The organism is uncultured Clostridium sp., assembly GCF_910588715.1.
Classification (GTDB): domain Bacteria; phylum Bacillota; class Clostridia; order Clostridiales; family Clostridiaceae; genus Clostridium.
In genome coordinates, this window is the sequence record NZ_CAJURG010000006.1 from 58,236 (window position 1) to 85,235 (window position 27,000).

General features: G+C 26.4%; 26 protein-coding genes, 1 tRNA gene and 1 other annotated feature. Of the genes, 5 read left to right on the forward strand and 22 right to left on the reverse strand.

The genetic code is table 11. The features are described 5' to 3' along the window. Positions 1-7: 7 nt before the first annotated feature. The 7 genes from QZ321_RS09445 to QZ321_RS09475 are packed head-to-tail and all read right to left on the reverse strand — an operon-like array spanning position 8 to position 9,501. Positions 8-1,798, reverse strand: coding sequence for a BatA and WFA domain-containing protein (locus QZ321_RS09445; RefSeq protein WP_291747788.1), 1,791 nt, complete (start codon positions 1,796-1,798; stop codon positions 8-10). 11 nt (positions 1,799-1,809) lie between these two features. Further along, a complete protein-coding gene (locus QZ321_RS09450) occupies positions 1,810-2,694 on the reverse strand; it encodes a DUF58 domain-containing protein (protein ID WP_291747787.1) in 885 nt (294 codons plus the stop codon). A 3-nt stretch (positions 2,695-2,697) separates the two neighbouring features. Next, positions 2,698-3,681 (reverse strand): MoxR family ATPase, encoded by a 984-nt coding sequence (locus tag QZ321_RS09455; RefSeq protein ID WP_291740929.1) that lies wholly within the window; start codon positions 3,679-3,681, stop codon positions 2,698-2,700. Positions 3,682-3,701: 20 nt separating this feature from the next. Then, positions 3,702-5,273: a pectinesterase gene (locus tag QZ321_RS09460; RefSeq protein ID WP_291747785.1), complete on the reverse strand. Its 1,572-nt coding sequence runs from the start codon at positions 5,271-5,273 to the stop codon at positions 3,702-3,704. Positions 5,274-5,279: 6 nt separating this feature from the next. Further along, entirely contained in the window at positions 5,280-6,167 is an 888-nt protein-coding gene (locus QZ321_RS09465; RefSeq protein ID WP_291747782.1) for an ABC transporter permease subunit, read from the reverse strand. A gap of 2 nt (positions 6,168-6,169) precedes the next feature. Then, positions 6,170-7,108, reverse strand: a complete 939-nt coding sequence (locus QZ321_RS09470) for an ABC transporter ATP-binding protein (RefSeq protein ID WP_291747780.1) — start codon at positions 7,106-7,108, stop codon at positions 6,170-6,172. Continuing rightward, the gene (locus QZ321_RS09475) at positions 7,108-9,501 is read right to left on the reverse strand and encodes a hypothetical protein (protein ID WP_291747778.1); all 2,394 of its coding nucleotides are present in this window, start codon (positions 9,499-9,501) and stop codon (positions 7,108-7,110) included. Before QZ321_RS09475 ends, QZ321_RS09470 begins: the two co-directional genes overlap by 1 nt. A 282-nt stretch (positions 9,502-9,783) precedes the next feature. Between QZ321_RS09475 and QZ321_RS09480 the strand changes: the two genes are divergently transcribed. The 4 genes from QZ321_RS09480 to QZ321_RS09495 all read left to right on the forward strand — a co-directional run bounded on the left by QZ321_RS09480 (position 9,784) and on the right by QZ321_RS09495 (position 11,367). Then, on the forward strand, positions 9,784-10,230 hold the full coding sequence (locus tag QZ321_RS09480; protein ID WP_291747774.1) for a GNAT family N-acetyltransferase: 447 nt from the start codon (positions 9,784-9,786) through the stop codon (positions 10,228-10,230). A gap of 31 nt (positions 10,231-10,261) precedes the next feature. Next, positions 10,262-10,588 carry a DUF3784 domain-containing protein gene (locus QZ321_RS09485; RefSeq protein WP_291747771.1) on the forward strand — a complete coding sequence of 109 codons (327 nt, stop codon included), beginning with the start codon at positions 10,262-10,264 and terminating at the stop codon, positions 10,586-10,588. A 122-nt stretch (positions 10,589-10,710) separates the two neighbouring features. After that, the gene (locus QZ321_RS09490; protein WP_291747769.1) at positions 10,711-10,965 is read left to right on the forward strand and encodes a hypothetical protein; all 255 of its coding nucleotides are present in this window, start codon (positions 10,711-10,713) and stop codon (positions 10,963-10,965) included. Between the two features lie 36 nt (positions 10,966-11,001). Beyond that, positions 11,002-11,367 carry a hypothetical protein gene (locus QZ321_RS09495; protein ID WP_291747767.1) on the forward strand — a complete coding sequence of 122 codons (366 nt, stop codon included), beginning with the start codon at positions 11,002-11,004 and terminating at the stop codon, positions 11,365-11,367. A gap of 472 nt (positions 11,368-11,839) precedes the next feature. On the opposite strand, the gene QZ321_RS09500 is transcribed toward QZ321_RS09495, so the two are convergent. From QZ321_RS09500 to QZ321_RS09565, 14 genes are all read right to left on the reverse strand, one after another. Continuing rightward, a tRNA-Cys gene (locus tag QZ321_RS09500) sits at positions 11,840-11,914 on the reverse strand. A gap of 102 nt (positions 11,915-12,016) precedes the next feature. Next, complete coding sequence (locus QZ321_RS09505; RefSeq protein WP_291747764.1) at positions 12,017-12,640, reverse strand: ABC transporter ATP-binding protein; 624 nt, start codon at positions 12,638-12,640, stop codon at positions 12,017-12,019. Continuing rightward, positions 12,630-13,553 carry an ABC transporter ATP-binding protein gene (locus QZ321_RS09510; protein WP_291747761.1) on the reverse strand — a complete coding sequence of 308 codons (924 nt, stop codon included), beginning with the start codon at positions 13,551-13,553 and terminating at the stop codon, positions 12,630-12,632. The genes QZ321_RS09505 and QZ321_RS09510 overlap by 11 nt, the downstream gene beginning before the upstream one ends. Before the next feature lie 14 nt (positions 13,554-13,567). After that, complete coding sequence (locus QZ321_RS09515) at positions 13,568-14,362, reverse strand: ABC transporter permease (protein ID WP_366512924.1); 795 nt, start codon at positions 14,360-14,362, stop codon at positions 13,568-13,570. Positions 14,363-14,426: 64 nt separating this feature from the next. Beyond that, positions 14,427-15,410 (reverse strand): ABC transporter permease, encoded by a 984-nt coding sequence (locus QZ321_RS09520; RefSeq protein ID WP_291747758.1) that lies wholly within the window; start codon positions 15,408-15,410, stop codon positions 14,427-14,429. After that, positions 15,403-17,052 carry an ABC transporter substrate-binding protein gene (locus QZ321_RS09525; protein WP_291747755.1) on the reverse strand — a complete coding sequence of 550 codons (1,650 nt, stop codon included), beginning with the start codon at positions 17,050-17,052 and terminating at the stop codon, positions 15,403-15,405. Before QZ321_RS09525 ends, QZ321_RS09520 begins: the two co-directional genes overlap by 8 nt. A gap of 145 nt (positions 17,053-17,197) precedes the next feature. Continuing rightward, positions 17,198-17,494, reverse strand: a complete 297-nt coding sequence (locus tag QZ321_RS09530) for a metal-sensing transcriptional repressor (RefSeq protein ID WP_291747849.1) — start codon at positions 17,492-17,494, stop codon at positions 17,198-17,200. 140 nt (positions 17,495-17,634) lie between these two features. Then, positions 17,635-18,249: a TRIC cation channel family protein gene (locus QZ321_RS09535; protein WP_291747752.1), complete on the reverse strand. Its 615-nt coding sequence runs from the start codon at positions 18,247-18,249 to the stop codon at positions 17,635-17,637. Between the two features lie 83 nt (positions 18,250-18,332). Then, on the reverse strand, positions 18,333-18,767 hold the full coding sequence (locus tag QZ321_RS09540; RefSeq protein WP_291747749.1) for a hypothetical protein: 435 nt from the start codon (positions 18,765-18,767) through the stop codon (positions 18,333-18,335). 41 nt (positions 18,768-18,808) lie between these two features. Next, complete coding sequence (gene trpA / locus QZ321_RS09545; protein WP_291742282.1) at positions 18,809-19,570, reverse strand: tryptophan synthase subunit alpha; 762 nt, start codon at positions 19,568-19,570, stop codon at positions 18,809-18,811. Then, positions 19,563-20,747: a tryptophan synthase subunit beta gene (gene trpB, locus QZ321_RS09550; protein WP_291747745.1), complete on the reverse strand. Its 1,185-nt coding sequence runs from the start codon at positions 20,745-20,747 to the stop codon at positions 19,563-19,565. Before trpB ends, trpA begins: the two co-directional genes overlap by 8 nt. A 169-nt stretch (positions 20,748-20,916) precedes the next feature. Then, positions 20,917-21,168, reverse strand: a binding site (T-box leader). A 66-nt stretch (positions 21,169-21,234) separates the two neighbouring features. Beyond that, the gene (locus QZ321_RS09555; protein ID WP_291742277.1) at positions 21,235-21,606 is read right to left on the reverse strand and encodes a hypothetical protein; all 372 of its coding nucleotides are present in this window, start codon (positions 21,604-21,606) and stop codon (positions 21,235-21,237) included. A gap of 243 nt (positions 21,607-21,849) precedes the next feature. After that, positions 21,850-23,082 (reverse strand): hypothetical protein, encoded by a 1,233-nt coding sequence (locus QZ321_RS09560; protein ID WP_291747741.1) that lies wholly within the window; start codon positions 23,080-23,082, stop codon positions 21,850-21,852. Positions 23,083-23,262: 180 nt separating this feature from the next. Beyond that, positions 23,263-23,943 (reverse strand): DnaJ domain-containing protein, encoded by a 681-nt coding sequence (locus QZ321_RS09565; RefSeq protein WP_291747738.1) that lies wholly within the window; start codon positions 23,941-23,943, stop codon positions 23,263-23,265. Positions 23,944-24,284: 341 nt separating this feature from the next. Between QZ321_RS09565 and QZ321_RS09570 the strand changes: the two genes are divergently transcribed. Beyond that, entirely contained in the window at positions 24,285-25,223 is a 939-nt protein-coding gene (locus QZ321_RS09570; RefSeq protein WP_291742268.1) for an L-lactate dehydrogenase, read from the forward strand. Positions 25,224-25,367: 144 nt separating this feature from the next. Here the strand turns inward: QZ321_RS09570 and QZ321_RS09575 are convergent, their stop codons facing one another. Then, on the reverse strand, positions 25,368-26,951 hold the full coding sequence (locus QZ321_RS09575; RefSeq protein ID WP_291747735.1) for an SH3 domain-containing protein: 1,584 nt from the start codon (positions 26,949-26,951) through the stop codon (positions 25,368-25,370). Positions 26,952-27,000 lie beyond the last annotated feature (49 nt).

Below are 27,000 nucleotides of genomic sequence, written 5' to 3' on the forward strand. Positions count from 1 at the left end.
CTCCTTTCTAATTACCTTTCTTGTAAAATATCCATTCAAAAGCAACTACTAAAATTGCAAGTAATATAAATACCCTAGTCATATTAAATCCACTTTTTAAATTGCTTTTTCCATCAACTATATTATTATTTTCTCCAACCTCTTCTATTGAAGTATTACTTTCACTTAAACTTGGAAAATTTACTGAAAAACTTTCTTTATTATCATTTTGATTTATTTTATATATTCCAAGTTCTAAATTTCCTTTTAATTCATCACCAGATTTTAATTCTTTAATTTCTCCATTTGGATAAGTTACATTTATTTCACTTTCAAAATCCGAAGATTTAACTACTATTTTTTCTCCAGCAGTAAAATTATTTTTATATACCATTCCTGTAGAAATTAACTCTTCCCCAAGTTCATATATAAGAATTGGAAATTCTTTTTTAAGAGCAAAATCTGTTGAATGTAAATCAAAAGATAATGCAGCTATTTTTCTATCATTTACTTCACCCTTAAAGCCAATAGAATTATCATCTATGGTAAGTATGTTAGTACCATAATAAGGTGTTTCTATTATTTTATATTCAGATAAAGTAAATTGTGTATTTTCTAAATAACTAGAAACAGCTCCCTTAATAGCTTTTGCCTGACCCATTTCTCCACCATTTAATACATTAAAAAGTTCATTTGAACTAGGATTTATAAATAATATATTTCCTGATTTAGGCATAACTTCTGGCATTTTATTATCAAATACATAAAGGTCATATTCATCCTTTTCTGTTATATTATTAGGATCATTAGTTTTATAAACTTCAGTATTTTCAATAATTCCAAAAGCCTTTTCTAAAAATACATTTTCATCTGTAACTAATAATACCTTCTTTACCTTATTTTCATTAATAACATGATAATAAGTATTATCTTCCATCAAAATATCTTTTCTTGATAACTCTCCCTTTAAATAATCATCACTTAAAGAATCTAACTCAAAAGATAAAGTTTTGCTTTCAGAAACCCCTAAATTTATTTTATTAACTTCTAATAACTTATCACCATTATATAAAGAAAAATCCCCTTCATATTCTTTATCTCCATTATTAGTTACATTTGCTATGACCTTAATTTTTCCATCTACAACCTTATGAGAAATATTATCTATTGAAGCATTTAATCCACTATTACCTAAATAAACTAATTTACCATTTATATCTGAAATTGATGTTTGTTTATCAGTAAAAATTAATGCTTCATATTCTTCTCCAATTCCATCACCTATAGCCTTAACAAAGGATAATACATCACTTATATCTCCAGTATTATAACTTTTACTTATATTATTAATAATTGATTCTGAATTAAACTTATTAAATTCACCATTTAAAAGTAAATTTGAATTTCCATCATAAGAAATAATATAAGCTTTTGTTCCTTCCCTTGTACTATTTAAATATTCCTTAGCAAGTAATTTCCCCTTTTCTAATCTGCTAAGCTTATCATCATATATAGTGTTCATGCTAGCAGTATTATCCACTACAATTATTACATTCTTATAAGTCTTTCCACCTATATTAATAAAAGGACTCATAAGAGCTAAAATTACACTTAAAATAATTATAATCTGTAAAAGTAACATTATATTTTTCTTAAACTTTTCCCATGGTGTATTGGCTCTAGTATTTTTATATACCCCTTTCCACAATAAAGAAGAAGATATAACCTCTTTTTTATACTTACGCTTTAATATGTAAAGCATTATTACTGGAGGAATTGTTAGTAATAAAAATAATGGCCATAAATTAGTAAAGCCCATAATCTTCCCCCCTAATACAATACTTTTCTCTTGCTAAATTCACTTAATATTATTTCCTCTATATTCATAGATGAACTAACAGATATAAGCTTGCCACCATATTTTTTTGCCAAAACTTCAATGCTTTCATTATATTTTTTTAATGCTTCTTTATAATCTTTTATTAATGAAGGCGTAACACTAAGTTTTATATTTTCCTTTGTTTCACTATCAATTAAAGTTACTTCATTATTAAAGTTTGGATTAATTTCTTCATCACATAATACCTGAACTAATATTATTTCTTGTTTTTTATATGCTAAATACTTTAATCCCTCTTCTAAGCTTTCTAAACCTGAATTATTTAAAAAGTCAGATACTATAATAGATATTCCTCTTAAATTTAAAGGTCTTTTCTTTATGCTTTTACTTAAATCAGTTGTTCCATCAAAATTTATACTTTCTAAATCTCTTAATATTTTTTGAAATCCTCTATTTCCAGTGCCTACTTTTAAGTTTTCTATTGTCCCATCATTTATAGTACTTATATTTACTCTATCTAAATTATTTAAAGCAATATAACTTAAAGCTGCTACTATCTTTAAAGCTGTATCTTTTTTATTATTTTTTCCATAGTCCATAGATTTGCTTTTATCAATAAAAAAGTTAAATACACCTTCCCTTTCTTCCATAAATACCTTTATAAAAAACTTATCAAACCTTCCATAAGCATTCCAATCTATTCTTCTAAAATCATCACCAGGTGCATATTCTCTATAATCTGAAAACTCTACTGATACACCTTTTGCTTTTGATTTTCTTCCACCTTGAGTTCCTCCACTAAGCTTAAAATTTATATACATATTAATTTTATTTAGCTTTTTAAAGAAGTCCTCATTAAACATCTTTTCACTCATTTTTTACACTACCTTTAAATCTTCTAAAATTTTAGAAATTATAGCTTCTTCATTTAAACCTTCAGTTATAGCATCAAAATTTAAGATAATTCTATGTCTTAATACTGGATAGGCAAGTTCTTTTATGTCTTCAAAAGCTACATTTACTCTACCTTCCATAACTGCTCTTACCTTTGCTCCTGCAATAATTCCTTGTGCAGCTCTTGGTCCTGCTCCTGCTTCTAAATATCTTTTTGCTATATCTGCTCCACTGTCTAGCTCTGGATGTGTTGCAAGAATTAATTTTAAAGCATATTCCTTTACTGGTTCCGCAATCTTAACTTCTTTAATAATATTTCTAAGTATTATTATTTCTCTTCCTTCTAAAACATTATTAAGCTTTAATTTTGTATTACTTAATGTTAAATCCATTATATCCTTTAATTCCTCTAAACTTGGAAACTCTACATTAAGCTTAAATAAAAATCTATCTAGCTGGGCTTCTGGAAGAGGATAAGTTCCTTCTTGCTCTATAGGGTTTTGAGTTGCAAGTACCATAAATGGTTTTGGCATTTCATAAGTTGTTTTACCTACAGTTACAGTTTTTTCTCCCATAGCTTCTAAAAGTGCTGATTGAGTTTTAGGCGTAGCTCTATTAATTTCATCGGCTAATAAAAGATTTGTAAATACAGGTCCTTTTTCAAATTTAAATACTGTATTATCATTTTCCTTTACTACAATATTAGTTCCCACAACGTCAGCTGGCATTAAATCAGGAGTAAATTGTATTCTTGAAAAATTTAAATCCAATACCTTTCCTATTGTTTTAACCAGTTGAGTTTTTCCCATCCCCGGCATACCTTCTAAAAGCACATTACCTCCTGCAAATATAGCAATTAATACATTTCTAATCGTATCTTTTTGACCAATTATTCCTCTTGATATTTCCTCTTCACATCTTTTTATTTTTTCTGAAACTTCCTTTATTGCTTGTTCATTTATTTCCATATTTATCACCTCAAAAATTTCTAATTTAATTCTTCAAAATAGTCTTTTATAATATCCTTTAAATTTTGTGGAATATTACTATTATTTGCACCTTCTAATGCACTATTTTTATAATCTCCAATTACTTTATCATAATTAACTTTTTGTCCATCTAAGTTAAGTCCCGTTTGACTTTCAACTTGCTGTGAATTTCCACTTTCATTTTTACTTCCAGTAAGATTTGCATCATTCCCTTCATTTCTACCAGGAATATATATTTGCTCTCCCCTAGAATTTTCTAAATCATTTTCTTTCCCTGTAGTGCTACCAGTATTCCAACCAGCTCCACCAGAACCACTACCACTTCCAGAACCTGAGCCACCATTTCCACCTTGACCTTGACCATTTCCATTGCCTGATCCACTTTGTCCATTACCTGAACCTTGACCCTTATTTTGATTTTGTCCTGAATTTGAAGAGTTATTTAAATTATCATTATTTTCTCCGTTACTATTACTTACTGATTTTGAAATTGCCCCTGATAAGCTTTCTCCATCAAGTTTTTTATCTAGTACAGAATTTGAAGCATTTTTTAAAGCTTCTGTAAGTTCCTCATCAGTCATTTCTAAAGCAGCCTTTTTTAAAGCTTCTGATAAATTATTTAACTCTGCACTGCTCATACTGCTAAGTTTCTTTTGAAGATTCTCTAAATTTTTATTTATATCCTCTTGATTTCCACTTAAAATAGCTTCTGCTAAAGGTTTAGTTTCTGATTTTTTCATAAGCTGATTTACTAGCTTATTAACATCCTTTTTAGCATTTTCTTCTTTTTCCTTATTAAAATCATTTAATAAATTCTTTTTAGAGTTTTCAATAGCCTTTTTAGATTTTTCTGATGGTAGCTTTTCTTTTTTATCATCTAATTTCTTTTCTAAACGCTCTAAAGATTTATTTACTTCTGATTTCTTTTCACTTTCTTTTAGTTCCTTTTTTGTATCTTCTAAAAACTTTTTAACCTCTTCCTTTTCTTCTTTTGATAAATCTTCAGACTTTTCTATTTTCTTTTTTTCCTTTTCAATCTTTTCTATTATTGTTTTTTGAAATTTATCAAAGGCTCTTATTTTTTGTGCTTCTTTTCTTGCTATACTAGGTACAAAAATCACTAAAATACACATTAATATTAAAGCTAAAGATAATAAGCATTGCTTTTTATCTACAGAAATTTTTATTTTTTTAATATCAAAGCTTTTAATGCTATCTAATGTATTTTTCTTTTGTGCAATAGATATACTATCTTTGCAACCTATAAGTTCTAATGATGTAATAAGTCTTTCATTTAATCCATTAGAATCTACCATAAGTGCAACTTTATCATTTTTAGGAAACTTTATAAATCCATAAACTAAAATAATTATTAGTCCTACACCTAATATTCCTATACAAATTTCGTAAATATAAGGAATTTTTATAAAAATTGATACTAATAGCAAACTAAATATTAAGCATAGTAGAAGTTTTAGTCCTACTATGCTTAAATTTAACAAAAGATTTGCTTTAATTCTTTTAGAGGCTTTATTTATAAATTCCAATATAGCTTTATCTAAAGAATTCATCTTTTTTTACTCCTTCGCTTTTTTAGATTTAAATATGCTTTTTTTATTTAATGGATTAAGTTTAATTGATGCTAAATATATAAATAATCCTGAAACAAGTAATTGTATTACTACTGAAATATATTCAGAATGTGTACTTATTCCAAAATCCGAAAACATCACGCTAATTTCTCCACCTAATCCAACTTGATTTAATAATAAGCTTGCAAAACCAACAACTGGACTTAAATAAACTATAGGAGATACTGAAGGCATATCTGTCATTGTATAATTGCCAGCTAAATTCATTTTATAAACAGCTATTGCAAGCATTGCCCAGCTAATAACAATTATTCCAATATAAATAAATAACACTAAAGCATAAGAAAGTGCTGTTGATACTTTTGAAGTTTTAATATATGTTGATACAAAAACTCCTATAGAACTTACAAATATAGTATTAACAATAAAAAATAATATAAGCCCTAAAATATTACTAAGCTTAACTCCACCTATTAATGCTCCAATTGCATAAAGGGGCATTGTAGAAATTATAAGTATAATTACTCTAAGAGAAGAAGCCGAAACCTTTCCTATAATTATTTGAAGTGGAGTTAACCTTGAGGATAATAATATATCTAAAGTTTGTTTTTCTCTTTCAGAACATATTGCTGTTGAACTTAATGCTGGAACTATAAAAAATAGTAATACAGCCTGACCTATTGCCATCACAACATAAAAAATAATTGATGACTCTAAATATAAACCATTTGAAAAGGCTGTTTCATTTACTGAATTATAGTAAATCATTACTGCTACTGATAAAGCTAATATATACGCAAAAATCATTAAGGTAAATTTAATGCTTCTTACTGCTATTTTACTTTCATTTCTTAAAACTGGATTTACTCTCATTTTTATACCTCCTCTTCATCACTATCTGCTGTAATTTGAATAAATACATCTTCTAAATTTCCAACAGCTCTACTATAATTTAATACTGGAATATCTTTTAAAACTAAATATTTTAAAAGATTTGCAGCTTCTAAATCTGAACCAATAACATTAGCTGTTATTTTATTTCCATCAATTTTTATATTATCTACATATGGAAGCTCTTTAAGAAGCTTTATAGCTTCCTCTTCTTTTCCTCCTAATACAGTAAATACTATAGGTGATGCCCCTGCTGCCCTTGTCATTATTTCATCTACAGTTCCTTGGCAAACTACAACTCCATTTTTAACTATACCTATATTTGTACATACTTCACCAAGCTCCGGTAATATATGTGAAGAAACTATAATTGTTTTTCCCATTTCTTTTAGATTTCTTAAAATCCCCTTCATCTCATATCTAGCTCTAGGGTCCATACCTGAAGCTGGTTCATCTAATATTAAAAGGTCTGGATTATGAACAAGACATCTTGCCAAACATAATCTTTGCTTCATTCCTCTTGATAATCCATCAACATAAGCATCATACTTATCTTCTAAATTAACCAGTCTAAGTAAATCCATAGATAATTTTTTAGCTTCTTTTCCAACAATTCCATATATAGAAGCATAAAACTCTAAATATTCTATTGCCTTTAAATTATCATAAACTCCAAAGAAATCAGGCATATATCCAATTTTATCTTTTAATGCTTTATTATTTTTTATTGCATCTATTCCATCTACATAAACTTCGCCACTATCTGGTGATAAAAGTCCTGATATAATTTTCATAGTTGTGCTTTTACCAGCACCATTTGGACCTATAAATCCAAATATCTCACCCTTTTTAATTTCTAAATTTAATCCCCTTACAGCCTTAAAATTTCCATAAGATTTTTCAAGATTTTTTATAACTAACATTATCTTTCAACCCCCTGTATAATTAATTTTGGAGCTGAAACTTCACCATTTTTCTCATTTACAATAGCTTTAATTTTTATTGTATTATTTAAAGTATAGCTACCATCATTTATTAATTTATACTGCTTTTTATCTAAACTAAACTTTTCATATTGCTGTGTATTATAGTTATAAATATAATACTCACCATTAAGTCCTAAATCATTTCCCCATCTATCAGTATTACAATTTATAGTTATTTCCTTAATATCTATATTGTCATCAATCTTATAATCTAAAACAATTTCCCCTTCTCCATAGATAAACCCTTCATAATAATCATAATTAACCTTATTTCCAAGTTCACTTACTGTATATTTAAAGTATCCTTCTGGGAAATTAAGATTTCCATTTTCATCTTTAAAATCTATATTAGCTTCTTGTACTATTGCTGTTAAATTATAATTTGAAATTGATTTACTTTCTAATTTTAAACTATAATCTACAGGCATTTCTGTGATTGCAATAATTTTTGTTTTATCGCCAACATAATTTTTAGCTTCTAATAAATTAAGTAAACTAGAATATCTTTGTATATTTTTAAACTTAGGATCTTTAGGGTCTATATCTTTCTTCCATCTTGCTTGATAATATTCATCTTGAATACTATTTGCATAACCTTGAATTCCTAAAGTACCATTACACTTTAAATCATTAATTGAAATTTCTTTTCCCTTGCTTACTTCTCCTAAATCCCAAACATTTTGTCCTGAAACTATTATAAGTTTTTTAATATCAAAATCTAAATTATTTTTAAGAGTTCCTTCTAAATTTCCATTTTTAAATTTTAAAGAATTTTCTATCTTAGGAAGCACAATTTCCTTTCCAGAAACCTCAAATTTATTTATTTGTGATACATTGCTATTAGATACAGTAAAATAAGAATTATCATCATTATAAGTTGTTTTAACTTTTAAATTATTTATCTTAGGATCACCATCTAAATTATAGTAATAATCCTCTGTCATATAACCCATTTTTAAATCATCTTCTTTTTCTACTGTTATATTACCTTTATTTTTACTTGTAATTCCAATATAGCCGTTAACCTCTCCTCTTCCTTCCTCATCAGTAGAAATAATATTAACAGCATTTACAACAACATCTTTTAACTTCATCTTACTACCTAATAAATAAATTAAAACTGTAAATACAACTGCTGTTACAGGAATAAGTATCCATGTTAAATCTCTTCTCTTAATTTTCTTTAATACAATATACAATACTATTCCAACTAAAATTGCATAAATAAATAAAATTAAACCTAAGCTTAAAGTACTAACTATACTATCAACAGGAATGCTATTTAATATATAACTTGCTTCATATCTTTCATGAGAATAACCACCATTATTATTTTGCTCATATATTTTATCAAAGGTTTCCTTTAACATATTTTGAAGCACAATAGATGAATCTTTACTTGAGATAAAAGGTTCTAAGCCTAAATCAAAGGAAGTTACTAAAATTTTTCCTTCTCCACGATTTAAAGAATAAACTAAATTACTTTCATTACTACTATTAATAGCTGTAGCTCCATCAAAATTAATTTGTGATAATATTAAATTTAAGTTTTCTGAGTTTACTAAAACATTTTTTTCAACAGTTCCAGTTGAAGATATATTTAAAAAATTCTTATTTATATTGTTTATTGTTTTAGTTTCATTAGCTCCTGCACCAATTAATAATGTTCCTCCAGAGCTAACCCAATTATTTAATGAATTATATTGCTTCTCATTTAAGTTTGCCATATTATAGTTGTTAATTACTATTACATCTAATCCATCTATGTTTAATCCATTTTCATTTAATAAACTTTCCGTTAAATTAACACAATTCATTTTTCCTGTATTTGAATTTTTAGAATCCATATATGTTATGTTTCCTAAATATCCTAATGCTGTAGCATCATCAGTTAATAAACCAACAAAAGCATTTCCTTCATTAATTCTTCCTGAGGTAATAATTAATTTCTTTTCATATACTACTTTTCCATCTTCTATTAAACAAATAGTTCCTCTGCTACTTCCCTCTAAAAACTTTACTGGAATTGTTACATTTATGCTTTCTCCTACCAAAGCATTTACCTCTTTAGAATAGGCATCATACCCACCAGTACTATCACCTGCAACTCTTATTTCAACTTCTCCACTAAAGTCTGCTTCTAAGTTTTTTATTTGTATACTTACAGGCATATATTTTTGAGTTTTATACTTTCCATCTATACCATAGCTTACAGTTAAATCATACTTAGAATCATTTTTACTTGCATTTACACTAATGTTTGGTGCAATTAAATTAAAGATAAAAATTAATAAAACGATACTAAATATTTTTATGTTTTTTACTTTCATTCATTCTTCCCCCACTTTTTACATTATTTTACCTTTAGGAATTATCCTATCATATTCTACCTTATTTTTCACTAATTATCTTTTCTTTTCCATTACAGTTTTCTTAAAATTTTCTTAAACTATTTAAAATTTAATAAAAAACAAATATTTAAACCCAATTAAAAAATTATATAAATTATTAAAATTATTTTAACTTATCCATAATTATCATTTTAAGTTTTAATTTTACTGTTTTTTAATGTATAATGAATTTTATAGTTAACTATTTAGGAGGAATTAAAAGTGCTAAAAATTGAAATTTTAAATAATATTAGCGAGAAAGATAAAGAAGCAATATTAAACACATGGGAATCTTCTGTGCGATCAACACACTATTTTTTAAAAGAAGAAGATATAGCATCACTAAAACCTTATGTTATAGAAGGTGCTAAATATGTTACTCACCTTTTATGTGTAAGAAATGAAAAAGGAATTATAAAAGCCTTTATGGGAGTTCATGATTTTAAAATTGAAATGCTATTTATAAGTGATGAGTATAGAGGAAATGGGGTTGGTAAAAGACTTGTAAAATATGCAATAGAAAATTTAAATATAAATTATGTAGATGTAAATGAACAAAATCCACAAGCAGTAGGATTTTATATACATATGGGATTTAAAATTTTTGAAAAATCAGAATTTGATGAACAAGGTAACCCATTCCCTATATTACATATGAAATTAAAATAATAATTATATAAATTTAGTATACGGGGGTTATATGAAAAATATAGATATATATGGTTTAATTATAATTACAATGTTAATAGGTGGAATGTTTACAGGATTAGGTTGGATAATTAAAAGTCAAAATGCAGGAGATATGTTAAATGGATTTGATGATAAAAAATATTACAAAGATAAAGTTTCTAAAATAGTAGGTAGTGATATGTTCTATACTGGCATATTAATTATATTTATTGGAGCTTTAGGTGTTCTTTTAAATAGTAAATTTTATAATTTTATAGCATTTATTCAAATTACAATTTTTATAATAGGAATTGTAAAAAGTATGTATGATATGGATACAAAATGCAAAAAAATTTAAATAAAAACTCCCTCTTAATATAATCCTAATATTAATCAAAGTTAAATTTATATATTAAGAAATAAAACTTATAAGCAAAAATACAAAATTATTATTAATAAATAAAAGGGGTGGAAATAAGAATGTTTTTTGAAAATAAATCAAACAAAATAATTAAGGGGATTTTTCTTGGAGGCATACTTTACTTTATTGGATATCTTCTAGTGATTTTAACTGCGTTTTCAAGTACAACTTATGAAATTGGATATTATATTACAGCTCCAATATTTTATTTAGGAAATATTTGTAAGCCTATAGGAATATTAATTATTTTTAAATTTTTATGTGATATATTATATAAAGTATTAAAAGCAGTTGATAAATATAATAATGAATAATTTTTCATTAAAGTAAAAAATATATGAGGTGATTAAGTGAAAAATAAATTATTTAAAATTATTAGTATAGCACTATTTATACCAATAATTTTATTTATATTAAATGGATGTAATATAAATAAATCAGATTCAATTGAAATAACTGTAGATGCTAAGGTTATTGAAAATGATTTAGATAATAAACTATTACTTGTTAGTAGAATTGATAGTTCATCACTTTCAAAAATAGGCGATAAATGCTTTATTAGTTGCAAGGATATTAAAACTTTTGATAAATCAGGAAAAGAAATACCTCAAGATAACATTAGACTGGATGATATAGTTACTATTATTTACGATGGTAATACACAAGAAGTTTATCCTGCTATAATTACTAATCCCAAGTGGATTCAGGTAAAATAATAAATATAAATTATAATAAACAAAAATTTTAAGAAGAGAGAAGAAAAAATTATGAATAAAAACGTAAAATTATTATATTGTATTTTAGGAAGTATTATTTTATCTTTAATAAGTCTTCCTCAATTTTATGAATCTGTTCGCCTTATTCCTATAATTGGATTTCCATTAAGCCAATTACTTTACTTTATTTCAACTATAGGCGTAATCTTAACAATATATTTTGCAATAATGTTAATAAAGGAAAACTGTAATTTCAAGAAATAAATATTAATATAAATTTAATCTTATTGATACGAAAATTACTTTTAATATACATTGGAGAATAAAAATTATGAATATAACTTATCATACAATAGAGATAAATTTATAAAATCATTTAAATTTAACCATTAATATATTTCTATAATATATTAAACAAAAAAAGAGTTATACACTAAATATTAATGTATAACTCTTTTTTTCTCAAATATATTGGAGGCGCCACCCAGATTTGAACTGGGGAATAAAGGTTTTGCAGACCTCTGCCTTACCACTTGGCTATAGCGCCTTATATTTATTATTATATATAATTTAATTAAAAATGTCCATACTTTTTTATAATTTATAATAAAATTTAAAAGGAGCAGTTAAAATTGCTCCTTTACCCTTATTAACTACTAATTTCATTATTTATTTTAGGTAATTCTATAATTTTGTTGCATACTCTTTTAGCAAGTTCTATATTATGAGTAACTACCAACATTCCTAAATCATTTTTTTCAGATATTTTAAGTAGTAAATTCCAAATTTGTGCTTGAGTAATAACATCAAGCATAGTGCTTATTTCATCACAAACCAAAAACTTAGTTTCTGGACCTAATACCCTTGCTATGCAAAATCTTTGCAATTCTCCACCAGATAATTCATTTGGCCATCTATTTAACCAAGACTTTTCTATTCCCATTTCCTTTAACAAATCATTATCTACATTCCATCCTTCATTTAATGTTTTACCCATCTTCCACCTTGGATTAACTGATTGTTCTGGATGTTGATAAATCATTTGAATTGGACAATAACCTTTCTTAGGAATTGGCTTTCCATCCCATAAAATTTCTCCTTCATCAGGTTTTATATATCCTGATATTATTTTTGATAATGTGCTTTTTCCATAACCAGATGGTCCAACTAATGCCACTCTTTCTTTAGAATCAATTTTAAAACTAACATCTTTAAGTATCCACTTAGAACTTTTATTATATCTATAACTTATATTTTTAACCTCAAGTAGCATTAATACATCTCACCTCACCATCTCTTACTTTTCTCATTTTAATATTACTTGAACATTCATCAGTTTTTAATGAACATCTATCCCTAAACAAACATCCACTTGGAAGATTACCAGCATAAGGTTGATATCCCGGTAATTCTTTAAATTTATTTTGTGGCAAAGCATCTATAAATGCCTTACTATACGGATGTCTTAAAAATTCTTTTCCCTTTATAAAATCAGAAACACTTGCAATTTCAACTATAGTTCCAGAATAAAAAACTGCAATTCTATCTGCTACATGTAAAGCTAAATCTACATCATGGGTAATTAATAATATGCTACAACCATTGTTTGCTATTTCTCTAAAATTATTTAAAGTTTCCATTGCAAGTTCTAAGTTTAATCCTGGTGTTGGCTCATCAGCTACAATTAACTTTGCTTCATTCATCACAGCTGTTGCTATCAAAACCCTCCTTGCCATTCCTCCAGATAATTGAAAAGGATACATTTCTGCAACTTTATCATCTAAATTATATTTTTTAAATACCTCTCTTTGCTTTTCCTTATTGCCATTAATTCCAATAACCTGCTTCCCTACCTTCATTAATGGATCTAAAAAATCTACTGATTGTGGTATAAATGCAATATCCTTTCCTCTTAACTTTTTTAAGTATTTATCATTTAATTCATCATTATAATATTTTATATCACCTTTTGTTTTTGCATTTTCAGGTAGTATTCCCATTATTGCATGAGCTAAAAGGCTTTTTCCTGAACCACTAGAACCAACTACAGCTACAATTTCACCTTGTTTTACATCAATACTAAGTTCATGTATAACTTCTAAATCTTTTTTTCTAAGCCCTCTGCTATACATACTAAAAGCTACTGATAAGTTTTCTACCTTTAATACTGATTCTTTTTCACTCATAAATTTCTCCTTAATTATTGATTTCCACTATTAGGATTAATTAATCGCTTAAGATTTTCTCCAATTACATCAAATAACACTACAACACTTAAAAGCATCAGTCCTGGAAAAACTGCAAGCCACCACTTTCCTGTGGCAATATGGTTCATTGCCTCTGATAATATAACTCCAATTGCAGGAATTTCTGCTGGAATTCCAAAGCCTAAAAATGTTATTGCTGCTTCATGCATAATAGCATGGGGAAATAATAATACAACTCCAATTAAATATACTGGCAATACATGAGGGATAATGTGTTTAACTGCAACTTCAAATTTACTCTTTCCCATTTTATAAGAAGCCCTTACATATTGAGCTGAGCGAATTTGTAAAACTTCAGCACGAACAAGTCTTGTAAGTGAAGGCCAATGGGTAATTGCAACGGCTACTGTAACTCCAGTTGTACCTCTTCCAAGCATAAAGGATATTAAAATAAGCAAAATTAAATGAGGAATTCCCATACAAAGGTCAACACACCAATTAATAAATTTATCATATGCTCCACCAATAATAGCTGAAGAAACTCCAAATAAAAGAGCAATAAAAGAACTTACTACAGATGCAAGTATTCCTATTAAAATACTATTAGATAATCCTTTAATACATCTCCAAAACATATCTCTTCCCATAAAGTCCGTTCCAAACAAATGTCCTATACTTGGAGCTATAAATTTTGATGAATAATCTACTGCATATTTATCTGCATTCATTGTAATCCCTAAAATAAATATTACTAATAAATATAAAGTAGAAATTGATACATAAAATATTACCTTTGCCCTTGTATTTTTAAAAATATTAAATTCATTTTTTTCTCTAAATATTAAAGGATTGTTAATCACTATATCTTCCCTCCTTTAATCTTGGATCTAATATTCCATATAATATATTTGCAATAAAATTACCTATAAATACAAATATAGCACTAAATATTGCAATTCCTAATAATAAAGGAACATCTCCATTTAATCCTGCTGCTGTTGTTGCTGTACCTAATCCTGGATAAGAAAAAACAGTTTCTGCTAATGCTATTCCTCCAAAAAGCTCACTAAATGAAGCAAATTGTTCTGTTATAGCCGGTAACGCTATATTCCTAAGTCCATGTCTAATTACTAATTGCCTCGTATTTTCTCCTCTTGCTTTTGCAAAAAGTATAAAATCACTATTTAATATTTCTATAAGTTTTTGTCTTGTAAATAAAGTAACTCTACTAATTCCTAGTATGCTAAGTGTTAATGCTGGTAATATAAGATGATATATTCTATCCCAAATTGTAATTTCTGAAGCTAATTTCCCTAAAGAAACTGCAAAACCTATTGGAAACCATCCTAAATATACTGAAAATAAACTTAAAATTAATAATCCTATCCAAAAAGTTGGTGCTGATTGTAATGCAAGACAAAATATTTTTATAATTTTATCAAATAAACTTCCCTTATATACACCAGCTAAAACACCAACCAAAAATCCAACTATTCCAGAAAAACACCAAGATACTATCATTAATACTACTGAATATTTAAATCTCTCTAATATAACTGTGCTAACTGGCTGTTTATATGTTATTGATGTTCCAAAATCACCTTTTAAAACATTCCTTCCCCAAGACATAAACCTTTCTAACGGGGGATCATTTAATCCCCAATGCTCTGCAATTTCTTCTCTTGCCTCTATAGAGAGTGTAGATTCTACTCCAACATATGAAGTTAATGGGTCTATCGGTGAATTTGTGACCAATATAAAAGAAATAATACTAACTCCTATTAATAATGATAACATTCTTAAAAAGGCTGAACCTATATACTTTACTCTATTCATTAATCTTCCAATCCTTCATATTACAAATAATTGGTGCACCATGACCATGTGGATGTGCTATTTGTGTATCTAAAGAAATATCAAGAGCATCATTTATAAAGTAACTATGCTCAATATTTACAATATATAAATATGGATAATCTTCACTTGAAAGCCTTTGAACTTCTTTCCACTTTTCTACTGCTTCCTCTTGATTATTAGAATCTATAGCTTCATCAATTAATTTATCTACTTCTTTATTTGAATATCCAATTGTATTATCATAATCACCAGTTAAAAATAAATCAGAATAAAGAAGTGATTTTAGTACTGTTGGGCTATATTGACCCCATCCCCATACAATACCTGCGCTTTTAGCTTTAGATGTAAGTTCATCCCAAGTTCCTTGTTTAATATTTATTTTTATTCCTAAATTCCTTGCTTCTTCAGAAACAGCACAACCTAATAAGTATCTTTGCTCATCATTAGATGATGAATAAACATCAAATTCACAAACTAATCCCTCTTTTTCACGAATTCCATCACCGTTACTATCTATCCATCCTGCCTCTTCAAGTATCTTTTTTGCTTCTTCTTTTTGATTATCCTCATAAACTAAAGGATTTCCCCAAGCTAAATTAGTTGTAAAGCCAGTAGCTTTTTTCCCTACACCATTTAAAGCATTTTCAATTATTTGCTTGCGGTCTATTCCTATACTTAAAGCCTTACGTACAGCTATATCAGATGTAACATTGTTACCAACCATTATTTCATTTCCATTTTTATCTTTTATAATTTTCTCTGGAAGATAAGGTAAACTAATATTACGAACATCCATAGTTTCAAGATTTTCTAAATACATTCCATTTATTCTTTCATTAGCATAGTTTGGATCTACCATAACTATATCTAATTGACCAGATTTAGCATTAGAAAAGGCTGATTTACTATCCATTTTTACAAAGGTTACTTGTTTAATTTCTGGAGCTCCTTCATAATAATCTTCATAAGCTTGTACTATAATTTGTTGATCAGTATTATATTGAGCAACTTTCCAAGGCCCTGTTCCTATTGGCGCTTTATCAAAAGATTTACTATCATAAGCATCACTTGGAACAATTCCTAATAATGCTACTGAATCAAAAAATGGTGAGTATGCTTCTGACAATGTAAATTTAACTGTATAATCATCTATAGCTTCAACAGATTTTAACCTTGTAAGATCAACATTTTCATTGTCCGCTTGATTTGCTTTAACTGTTTCATAAGTAAAAACTACATCTTCAGCTGTAAAGTCTGATCCATCTTGAAATTTAATATCTTTTTTTAAATTAAAAGTATAACTTAATGAATCTTCGCTTATATTCCAGCTTTCTGCTAAATCATCTTCATATCCTGAGTTTGGATTTACCCTGATTAAAGCATTATTAGTAAAAGAATAACCATAACTCATAGCTCCCTTAATTGGATCTAAGCTGCTTTCAAAAATATTATTTCCAACATAGGCTGTAATACTATCTTTATTTTTTTTAGCATCATCTCTTGAAATACTAACATCTTTATTAGAATTACCTTTTATATCTGCCCCATTTCTGCTACTACACCCTACAATAAGTAATGATATACTCACTATTAAAGATAATACTAGATACTTTCTTTTCATGAAATCCCCCTAACTGTTTTCTATTTTATACCAAAATTGTATCATCTTTACCATTTATCAACAACCTAGGTAGGGGGATTAATTTCAAAAAATTTTAAAACAAAAAAGAGAGTTTACTTCAACTCTCCTTTTAAATAATAAATATCTATTTAATAAACTGAGCTATTGCTTTATTTAAATCCTCTATAGCTTCTTTATCTCCACATTCTATAGCTTCTACTATACAGCTTTCTATATGTTCTTGTAATATTATCTTACTTACATTCTTCAATGCTGATATAACTGCTGCTAATTGAATTAAAACTTCACTACAATCTCTTTCATCTTTTACCATACGTCTTACTGCTTCTAAGTGCCCAGCTGCACGTGCTAAACGATTCACTATAATTTTTGTGCTTTCATGAGAATGTATGTGCGTATGTTTATGTCCATCTGTCCCCATATGAGTATGGATAATTCCTTCACAATTTTTACTTTTGTGAATATGATTTGCATCCTTTTTAATATCCATATTATTCCCCCAATTTATACTCATATATAATTATATTAATGTTTATAATAGGTTATTCTTTTATAAAACTTTTAATTATTTATATCTTTTTTAAATACTACTGGTAAATTTATATTCTTATAATAACTTATCATTCTAATAAGTACTATAATAACTAAAGTTATAAATTGTGCTGATCTCATATCAATTATAGGATATATAAACCACAGTATAGTTACTCCTATAACCCCTGCTACACAGTAAATATCATTTTTAAAAATTTGTGGTTTCCTATTAGTTATTATGTCTCTTAATACTCCACCACCAACACCAGTTATACTAGCTGCAAATATAAATAACATAAAATTATAATTATTATTTATTGCCTTAACACCTGCAGATACAAAAAAAGCTGCTAGACCAATAGCATCAATAAATACAAATAAATTTTTATACTTTATATTTCCTCTTAAAAATATAGCTAATAAAGTCCCTGCAATAATGAATGGAATTGTCATATAGCTTGTAAAAAATACTGGAATACCTGAATTTGTAACTATATCTCTAAGTACTCCTCCCCCCATAGCGGTAATTATAGCTATTATATATATTCCAAAAATATCAAACTCTTCTTCAATAGCAACTATCGCTCCTGATACTGCAAAAGCAAAAACACCGATATACTCAAAAACAGTAATGTAATTCAAAAAAATCCTCTCCTTTAGTAAAAATATTTAAATAGCATTTACTAAAATTAATAAAATACTTGTAAATTATAATATAGCGATATTTATATTTCAATATAATTAATTTCTTCTAAGGATAATACTCTACTATTTCCTAATATATATTTTGCAATATTAAATAACTCCTTATCTTCTGTTGCTAAGTTTAAATCATCATCAATATAACAAGCATATAATTGTAATAAATCATTTAAAGATAAGTTATGATTATTAAATTTATCTTTAATTTTATAATCAAATATCATATAAAAACCACTAATATTTTCTTTTTCAACTTCAATACTATAAGGCAATAACTTGCAAAATCTTTCACTTAAAACATCTCTTCTTCTGTATTCTCTTACTTCTTTTACAGCTAACTCATTTAATACTTCATTTAATATAAATACATTACCATTTTTTAATATTTTATCTAAATATTTTTCACTTATATTCCAAAGCTTAATTATTATATTAGTATCTAATAAATATTTTTTCATTTGTATATCTCCTTTTTATTACTTAATTATGTTCTTTATAATTATTCTATTGCTTGTTTTATTTTCTTAATATAATTAAATAGATATTCTTCTGAATTATCACCATATTTTTCAATAATTTTAACAATATCACTTCTAATAACTATTCCATCAACAACTTCCCTAATTTCTCTTAACTTATCTATATCATTAATTTCAAAATTAAAAACACAAGGAATATCAGTAAATTTTTTAATCTCTTGAACAGTTTTTCTTACATAACTAGGAATTTCATCTTTTTCTCCAAATGAAGGTAAAATATAAATAAACCCTTTAGCTTCCCTAGATATTTTTTCAATTCTATTTTTTGAAGTAGGTGCAATTATAGAAATAATATCAACATCATATTTATTTGATATATCTTCTATTTCTTGTTTTTCTTCAAAAGGCACATCTGAAAATATAACTCCTCCAACCCCTACTTCTCTACACTCCTCAAAAAATTTATTATATCCATACCTATAAGCTGGATTTATATAAGTTAAAAATACTATAGGTATATTACTATACTCTCTTACACTTTTGACTATTTTAAAAACTTTGTCCATTGTAATTTTTCTATTTAAAGCTCTTATATTAGCATTTTGTATCGTTTCTCCTTCATCTGCTGGATCTGAAAAAGGTATTCCTATTTCTATTAAATCTGCTCCTGCTTTTTCCATTTCTAAAATATAATCTACCGTTTTGTATTCATTAGGGTCTCCTGCTACTAAAAATCCTACAAATGCTTTTTTATTTTCAAAAGCTTTATATATACTATTCATAAATATTTTCCCCCTTATATCTAGCTATTGCTGCAACATCTTTATCTCCTCTTCCTGAAAGGCAAATTATAATACTTTCATCTTTACTAAAATTCTTTGCTATCTTTTTTGCATAAGCAACAGCATGTGCACTTTCTATTGCACAAATAATACCTTCTGTCTTAGCTAAATATTCAAAAGCTTCTACTGCTTCATCATCTGTTATTGCTACATATTTTGCCCTTTTTATATCATTTAAATAAGAATGTTCTGGTCCTACTCCTGGATAATCTAATCCAGCTGAAATTGAATATACTGGTGCTATTTGTCCATTTTCATCCTGACAAAAATAAGATTTCATTCCATGGAATATACCAACACTACCCTTAGTTATTGTTGCTGCATTTAATGATGTATCTACACCTTTTCCAGCTGCTTCACATCCAATAAGTTCTACATCTTTATCATTTATAAAATTATAAAACATTCCAATTGAGTTACTTCCGCCACCAATACAAGCAATAACAGCTTTAGGTAGCTTTTTTTCTAATTTAAGTATTTGCTCTCTAGCTTCCTTGCTTATTACACTTTGAAAATCTCTTACTATGCTTGGAAATGGATACGGACCAACTACCGAACCTATAACATAATGAGTGTCTTCAATTCTATTAACCCATTCTCTCATAGTTTCATTTACAGCATCTTTTAAAGTCATAGTTCCACTAGTTACAGCATTAACCTTTGCTCCTAAAAGCTTCATTCTATATACATTTAAAGATTGTCTATCTGTATCCTCTTTTCCCATAAAAATTTCACATTCTAAACCTAAAAGAGCTGCTGCCGTTGCTGTTGCTACTCCATGTTGACCTGCTCCAGTTTCTGCAATTACTCTTGTTTTTCCTAGCTTTTTAGCTAATAATACTTGCCCTAAAACATTATTTATTTTATGAGAACCAGTATGATTTAAATCTTCCCTCTTTAAATAAATCTTTGCTCCACCTAAATCCTTAGTCATTTTTTCCGCATAATATAAAAGTGATGGTCTACCTGCATATTTATTTAATAATTCATTTAATTCGTCATTAAATTCTTTATCTTTTCTATAATATTCATACTTTTCTTCAAGATTAATAAGTTCATTTACTAATATCTCCGATATATATTGTCCCCCATATTCTCCAAATCTTCCTTTACCCATTCATCTCGACCTGCCTTTCTATTATTATTTTCTAATATTTAATAAAACCTTAAACCTTACTACTATTCTAAGCTTGGATAAATTTTATTTTCATCTTAAAAGATTAATAAAGATTCAATATAATTAGATATATAAATAAAAAACCCGTCCTTGACAGTAAAATATAACTGCCAAGGACGGGAAGAATTTACAATCCCCGCGGTACCACCTTGATTTACGAACTAATCGCACACTTTATTCAGATACTAACATATCCTAGACAACTAACGTATGCCAAACGTCATAGAATACTAAGAAATTAAGCTTCTTTTCACTATGCCCTCAGTGGTCCATTTAATAGTCTACATTCTATTTGGCTCTCAGCTATCCAAACTCTCTGTAAGTGTAGGGTCTATTTTTATCTCCACATCAATGGTTTATTTTTTATAATACTTTATATATTAAAATATGAATCTATGTTTTTAATTATATTATTAAATATAAAATATTATGCACAAGAATTATCTTTTTTATTTTTCTTTGAATAATAATTTATTACGTTTATTATAAAGTTTCTAGTATCAAAATTTAATTTTTTTGTACTTGAAATTTCATTTACTGAAAATCTTTTTGTAGAAAAACTATATGCCAGTTCAACTAAAAATTTTGATGTACTTGCTATTCTTGAATCATTTAATAGCTCTTTAAATTTTATATTAGTTCCATCTATATATTCTTTAGCAACTACATAAACTTCATTAATGCTTAATAATTTTAATACTATATATAAATCAGTATTTAAATTTCCAATAAATCTTTGAACTATTTCAATATAATTTTTTTCATGATATGAATCTACAAACTGTAATCCCTTTTCCACATAAATCACCTCTTGTAATATTTTAACTCATCAGTTTGTCAAATTTGTTACAAATATCTTAATTTATTCTGAAATATTTTTATAAAAATAATAGATTTATTAAATATTTATATTCTTTATTAGAAAGTTTCCTTAATTTTATTATACAGTATTAATTAACTCTTGTAAACATTTACCTAAAGATTTAAATGTATATTTATTGCCTAATTAAAGTAATTAATTAGGCAATTTTTTAATATAATTTTATTTTTTAGGCTTTAATCCCAATGCTCCTTTTAATTTTTTCCAAACATTTTTATCCTTATCTTTTTTAATTATATATTGTTCTTCTTTAATCTTTTCAATTTTACAGGTTTTTTCTAAATCATTAGTTGAAATAGATTTTTCTTCTTTATACATTTTATCTTCAACTTTATAATTTTGTGAATTTAAATCTTTAAGTTCATCATCTGTTAACTTTTTAATATTTAATCCTAATATTCCAATAGATACTTCTAACATATATAGTTTATCCGTATTATTAGAATATAACCCCTCAACTAATCTATATGTATCATTTTCCTTTTCTTTAACCCATGCTTTTAAAGTTATATTTTTTTCACCATACATTAAATCCTTGACAGAATAAACGCCTTCAAAAGCCTTATATGAAGTATTTTTAATTTTATCTATTATTCGCCCTCTTACAATTGCATCTAGGTTAATAAATAAATTTTTATTATCTTTTACTATGTTTGAAACTATTTCTTTTTCTTCATTATATAATGAGTATTCTTTTTCTTTTATAATCATTTTTAATAAATTAACTTCATCATTCTCTAAGTTATAGCACTCATTTATTGCCTTACTTTTATTAAGTAACTCATCTAATTTATCATAAAAATATGATATATATAATAAAAATATTTTATTCTCAAATCTTATAGTATCTTCAATATCAATTATACTATTTAATATTTCATCTAAAATTTGTTTAATATCAGAATCTTTATTTTCTATAAATACAAGCTTTAATCTTTCTATTAATGTCAATTCATCTTCTTCCTTCTCTTCAATACTATTTACCCCTAGTTCTTCAACTATTATATCATTATCAACTCTGATATCTTCATTAGCACTATCTTTTTTCCCCATAACATCTGTTTCATTTTCAATATCATTTATGTGTTCATCTCTAAACTCTTCCTCATTTATTTCAACAAGCTCTATTGAAATATTACTTTTCTCTTTTTCTGAAATTTCTATAATATTACTTAATCTTTTTTCTTTTAAATCAATATTAAATGTATCAACAATAGATTCACTAATTTCTCTTTTTAATTGCTCTAATTCTAATTTTATTTTTTCTATTTCTTCATTAGCTAATTGTAATTTTAGCTTTTGATTTTCTATTTCAATTTCCTTTTCTTCAATTATTTTTATTAAGTCTTTTTTATTTTTTATATTTTCATCTAATTTAATCTTTTCTCTATCCATACTTTATCCCGCTATCTCTTTTGTTATAATAAGCTTTTAACTATATTATATCACTAAATTATACTATAAAGTTACAAAAAAATTACATATTTAATACATTTTATTTTTTAATTTATAATATATATTATTATAAATTAAAATTTAATAAATAATAAAAGAGGGCTAATAATCTCCCCCTCCTTAAATTATTATTTTAAATAAGAAAATTAAAGTTGATAGTACTACTATTATTGGAACAGCAACTAATAATAAACTTGGTATATTACTTCTAACTTTATTATAATATTTTTTAAGTTCTAATTTTTCTTTATTATCTTGCTCTTTAACTTTTTTAATTGAATTATTACTTTTTCCAATATCTTTATTAATACTTTTCTTTTTTCTTATTTTTTTTTCAACTCTCTCTTCTTCTTCATTATCAAAAAAGTCTTTAAACTCTTCAAAGTCTTCTCTTGATTTAAATATAATTCTATCTTTTTTGGGTTTATTATTTTCAATTAAAGATTCCCTCATTATTTCTTCTCTACTCATTAAAATAGTGCAATCATAATTATTTTCTAAAGTTTTATCTTCAAAATTAATAATATCTTTATTTTGCAATACCTCTCTTGATTTTTCTTTAATTTTATTTTTATTAAATAAATCATTTACTTCTTCATCAAAAGTCTTTATATGACGATTTAAGATTTTTTCATCCTTATTTAAGGATTCATATGCTTCTTTAAATAATTCTAAAAACTTTTCTAGTCTCTTTTCGTCTTTTATTTCATCTTTAAAAGTTTTTACTTGATTATCATAAGCTTGTTTAATTTCTGTTAGTGTAGAATTTTCATCAACACCTAAAATTTTATAGTAATTCACCTAAATTCCCCCTAAATACTCAATACATTATCTTCTATATAATACATATTTTTCATATTTTATTCATATTATTAATTATATCAACTTTATAATAAATCCTCAAATACTACATCTATGTAAATTAAAAATATTCGTAGTTATAGTTGATTTTTATTTTTAATATCCATATAATAAATATTAATTAATAGTAATTATTTCTTATTTTATTATAAATATATTTTTTTATAAATATATTTTTTATAAATATATTTTTTATAATCAGAAATACTAAGTAAATAAAAGAAATTTATAACAATTAAAATAAATATATAAATTGAAATAATTAATGAAAGGGTGATATTATGAGTAAAATATCAATAATTGGTGCAGGTGCAATTGGTGCAACTACAGCATTTGCATTATTACAAAAAGGAATAGCAAGAGAAATTGTAATTAATGATATAAATCAAGAAAAGGCTTTAGGAGAAGTTTTAGACTTAATGCATGGTAGTTCTTTATGTAAACCATGTAATGTTACTTTAGGAACTTTAGAAGACACTAAAGACTCAGATATAATTATAATAACTGCTGGTTCTCCACAAAAACCTGGTGAAACTAGATTAGACTTAGTCGACAAAAACTATTCAATATTTAAAAGCTTTATTCCAAAATTAGCAAAGCTAAGTCCAAATTCAATTTTATTAGTTGTATCTAATCCTGTAGATGTACTTTCATATATGACATACAAGCTTTCAGGTTTTCCTAAAGAAAGAGTTATAGGTTCTGGTACTGTTTTAGATACTGCAAGACTTAGAAGCTTACTTGGAAAATACTTCGAAATTGATGGAAGAAATGTAGAAGGATATGTTTTAGGTGAACATGGAGATAGTGAATTTGTAACATGGTCATCATTAATGATTGGTAGTATACCTGTAAAAAGTTTTTCTGAACAAAACTCTATAACTTGGGATAAGGAAACCGAAACTGTTATAGCTGAAGATGTTAAAAATTGTGCCTATGAGGTTATTAAAAGAAAAGGTGCTACTGCATTTGCTGTTGCAATAGCTCTTGAAAGAATAGTTGAGGCAATAATTAGAGATGAAAAAACCATTTTAACTGTTTCAACATTATTAAATGACTATTATGGTGTTAATGATGCATATTTAAGTGTTCCTACAATTTTAGGTAGAAATGGTGTTGAAAAGGTACTAAATATAAAGTTATCTCAAGATGAAGAAGAAAAATTTGTATCATCAGCTAACCTAATGAAAGAATATATAGATAGAATTAATGATAAATAAATCTATATAAAATAAAAAACTATATCAAGATTGATATAGTTTTTTATTATTTTAGTCATATTTTATATAAATATTTATTAATAACCATATAGAAGATGTTTTAAATAATCATAAAATATAATAATTTAATATACTTGTCCATTTTTATAAAACTCTTCTTGCTCTTCCAATTGATCCCCATGGAACATTAGCTATTCTTATAGTCTTACCTGAGTTTGGTGATTCTATCCATTGTCCATTTCCTATATACATACCAACATGTCCTAAATCACTATAAAATAATAAATCTCCTGGTTTTGCACTATTTACAGATACTTCTACTCCACTATTTATTTGATCGTAAGTTGTTCTTCCAATGTTTATGTTTGCCTTTTTAAATGCCCATTGCATTAATCCAGAACAATCAAACATTCTTACACCAGTCCCAACATAACTGTATAAACTTTCATACTTACCTTGAGCTGCATAACTAGGGAATGTATTTTTTAATGATTGTATTGAAGAATTAGTAACAACTTCTCCTGAAGCTCCATAAGCATATGGTGAGCCAATATGAGCTTTTAACTCTCCAAGTACTATTTCATAAGAACTAGAAACAGTATTGTTAGTATTATTATTACTGCTACCATTAGATATTTTTATATAATCAGCACTTACATATCCTACCGAACCTTTAAATTTAATTTTATACCAGTTTCCTTCTTTCCCAGTTATATCAACTTTTTCATTGTTTAATAAATATCCTAGTACACTTGAGTTTGAAGATGCTCCACTTCTTACTCTTAAATTTGAAGAAACATTTGTAACAATCCCAACAGCATTCATTGTTTGAGATGAATTATTACCATTACTTGTTGAACCATTACTTCCACTATTTCCACCTGAAGATGGTTTATTTTCAGTTATATAATCTTTATGAACATAAGCATATGATGAATTATACTTAATCTTATACCAGCTTCCTGTTTCCCCTACTATATTTACCGTATTTCCAGAATACAAAGTTCCTAAAACTCTTGAACTTGTAGATGCTTCACTACGAACTCTAAGCCCACCACTACTTACATTATAAACATATCCTGTTTTATTAACTTGTGTTTCTGAAGAACCAGTATTCCCTTGGTTAGTTGAATTATTTGTTGAACTATTATTTGAATTTCCACTAGATGAAGTTCCAGTAATTTTTATATAATCTTTACTTACATATCCATATCCACTATTGTATTTTATTTTATACCAATTACCTTCGCTTCCAACTATGCTTACTTCAGTATTATTTGTAATATAACCTAAAACTGATGAACTTGTAGATGCTCCACTTCTTACTCTTAAATTAGTAGATACATTATATACCTTTCCTTTTTGATCTACTACTTGAGATGGTGTTGAAGGTGAAGGTGACGTTGATAACGATGTAATTTCTTTTACATAATCTCCATGAACATATCCCTTTGTTCCATTATAATTAATTTGATACCAACCTCCACTTTTTGAGATTATATCAAATGTATTACCATTTCTAAGAGTTCCTATAACTGCGGAACTTGTACTTGCTGACTCTCTAATTCTTAAGCTTGAATTTACATTTACAACTTGTCCCTTACTTGCTGAAGCTAATGATATACCTTGATTTAATTCTGTAGCATTAGCTGTTATACTTTTAGATAATAAAACTGTTCCAACAACACTTGAAACAGCAATAATGTTTTTAATCTTTTTTTTCTGCATAAGTTTTTTACATCTCCCTCCCATTTAATATGTAATTTGACATATTAAT

What these genes read in the sequence shown, in the direction of transcription:
- QZ321_RS09445 (WP_291747788.1), bottom strand. Translation starts at nt 1,798, where the DNA reads ATGGGCTTTACTAATTTATGGCCATTATTTTTATTACTAACAATTCCT.
- QZ321_RS09450 (WP_291747787.1), bottom strand. Translation starts at nt 2,694, where the DNA reads ATGAGTGAAAAGATGTTTAATGAGGACTTCTTTAAAAAGCTAAATAAA.
- QZ321_RS09455 (WP_291740929.1), bottom strand. Translation starts at nt 3,681, where the DNA reads ATGGAAATAAATGAACAAGCAATAAAGGAAGTTTCAGAAAAAATAAAA.
- QZ321_RS09460 (WP_291747785.1), bottom strand. Translation starts at nt 5,273, where the DNA reads ATGAATTCTTTAGATAAAGCTATATTGGAATTTATAAATAAAGCCTCT.
- QZ321_RS09465 (WP_291747782.1), bottom strand. Translation starts at nt 6,167, where the DNA reads ATGAGAGTAAATCCAGTTTTAAGAAATGAAAGTAAAATAGCAGTAAGA.
- QZ321_RS09470 (WP_291747780.1), bottom strand. Translation starts at nt 7,108, where the DNA reads ATGTTAGTTATAAAAAATCTTGAAAAATCTTATGGAAATTTTAAGGCT.
- QZ321_RS09475 (WP_291747778.1), bottom strand. Translation starts at nt 9,501, where the DNA reads ATGAAAGTAAAAAACATAAAAATATTTAGTATCGTTTTATTAATTTTT.
- QZ321_RS09485 (WP_291747771.1), top strand. Translation starts at nt 10,262, where the DNA reads ATGAAAAATATAGATATATATGGTTTAATTATAATTACAATGTTAATA.
- QZ321_RS09490 (WP_291747769.1), top strand. Translation starts at nt 10,711, where the DNA reads ATGTTTTTTGAAAATAAATCAAACAAAATAATTAAGGGGATTTTTCTT.
- QZ321_RS09505 (WP_291747764.1), bottom strand. Translation starts at nt 12,640, where the DNA reads ATGCTACTTGAGGTTAAAAATATAAGTTATAGATATAATAAAAGTTCT.
- QZ321_RS09510 (WP_291747761.1), bottom strand. Translation starts at nt 13,553, where the DNA reads ATGAGTGAAAAAGAATCAGTATTAAAGGTAGAAAACTTATCAGTAGCT.
- QZ321_RS09520 (WP_291747758.1), bottom strand. Translation starts at nt 15,410, where the DNA reads ATGAATAGAGTAAAGTATATAGGTTCAGCCTTTTTAAGAATGTTATCA.
- QZ321_RS09525 (WP_291747755.1), bottom strand. Translation starts at nt 17,052, where the DNA reads ATGAAAAGAAAGTATCTAGTATTATCTTTAATAGTGAGTATATCATTA.
- QZ321_RS09530 (WP_291747849.1), bottom strand. Translation starts at nt 17,494, where the DNA reads ATGGGGACAGATGGACATAAACATACGCACATACATTCTCATGAAAGC.
- QZ321_RS09540 (WP_291747749.1), bottom strand. Translation starts at nt 18,767, where the DNA reads ATGAAAAAATATTTATTAGATACTAATATAATAATTAAGCTTTGGAAT.
- trpA (WP_291742282.1), bottom strand. Translation starts at nt 19,570, where the DNA reads ATGAATAGTATATATAAAGCTTTTGAAAATAAAAAAGCATTTGTAGGA.
- trpB (WP_291747745.1), bottom strand. Translation starts at nt 20,747, where the DNA reads ATGGGTAAAGGAAGATTTGGAGAATATGGGGGACAATATATATCGGAG.
- QZ321_RS09560 (WP_291747741.1), bottom strand. Translation starts at nt 23,082, where the DNA reads ATGGATAGAGAAAAGATTAAATTAGATGAAAATATAAAAAATAAAAAA.
- QZ321_RS09570 (WP_291742268.1), top strand. Translation starts at nt 24,285, where the DNA reads ATGAGTAAAATATCAATAATTGGTGCAGGTGCAATTGGTGCAACTACA.
- QZ321_RS09575 (WP_291747735.1), bottom strand. Translation starts at nt 26,951, where the DNA reads ATGCAGAAAAAAAAGATTAAAAACATTATTGCTGTTTCAAGTGTTGTT.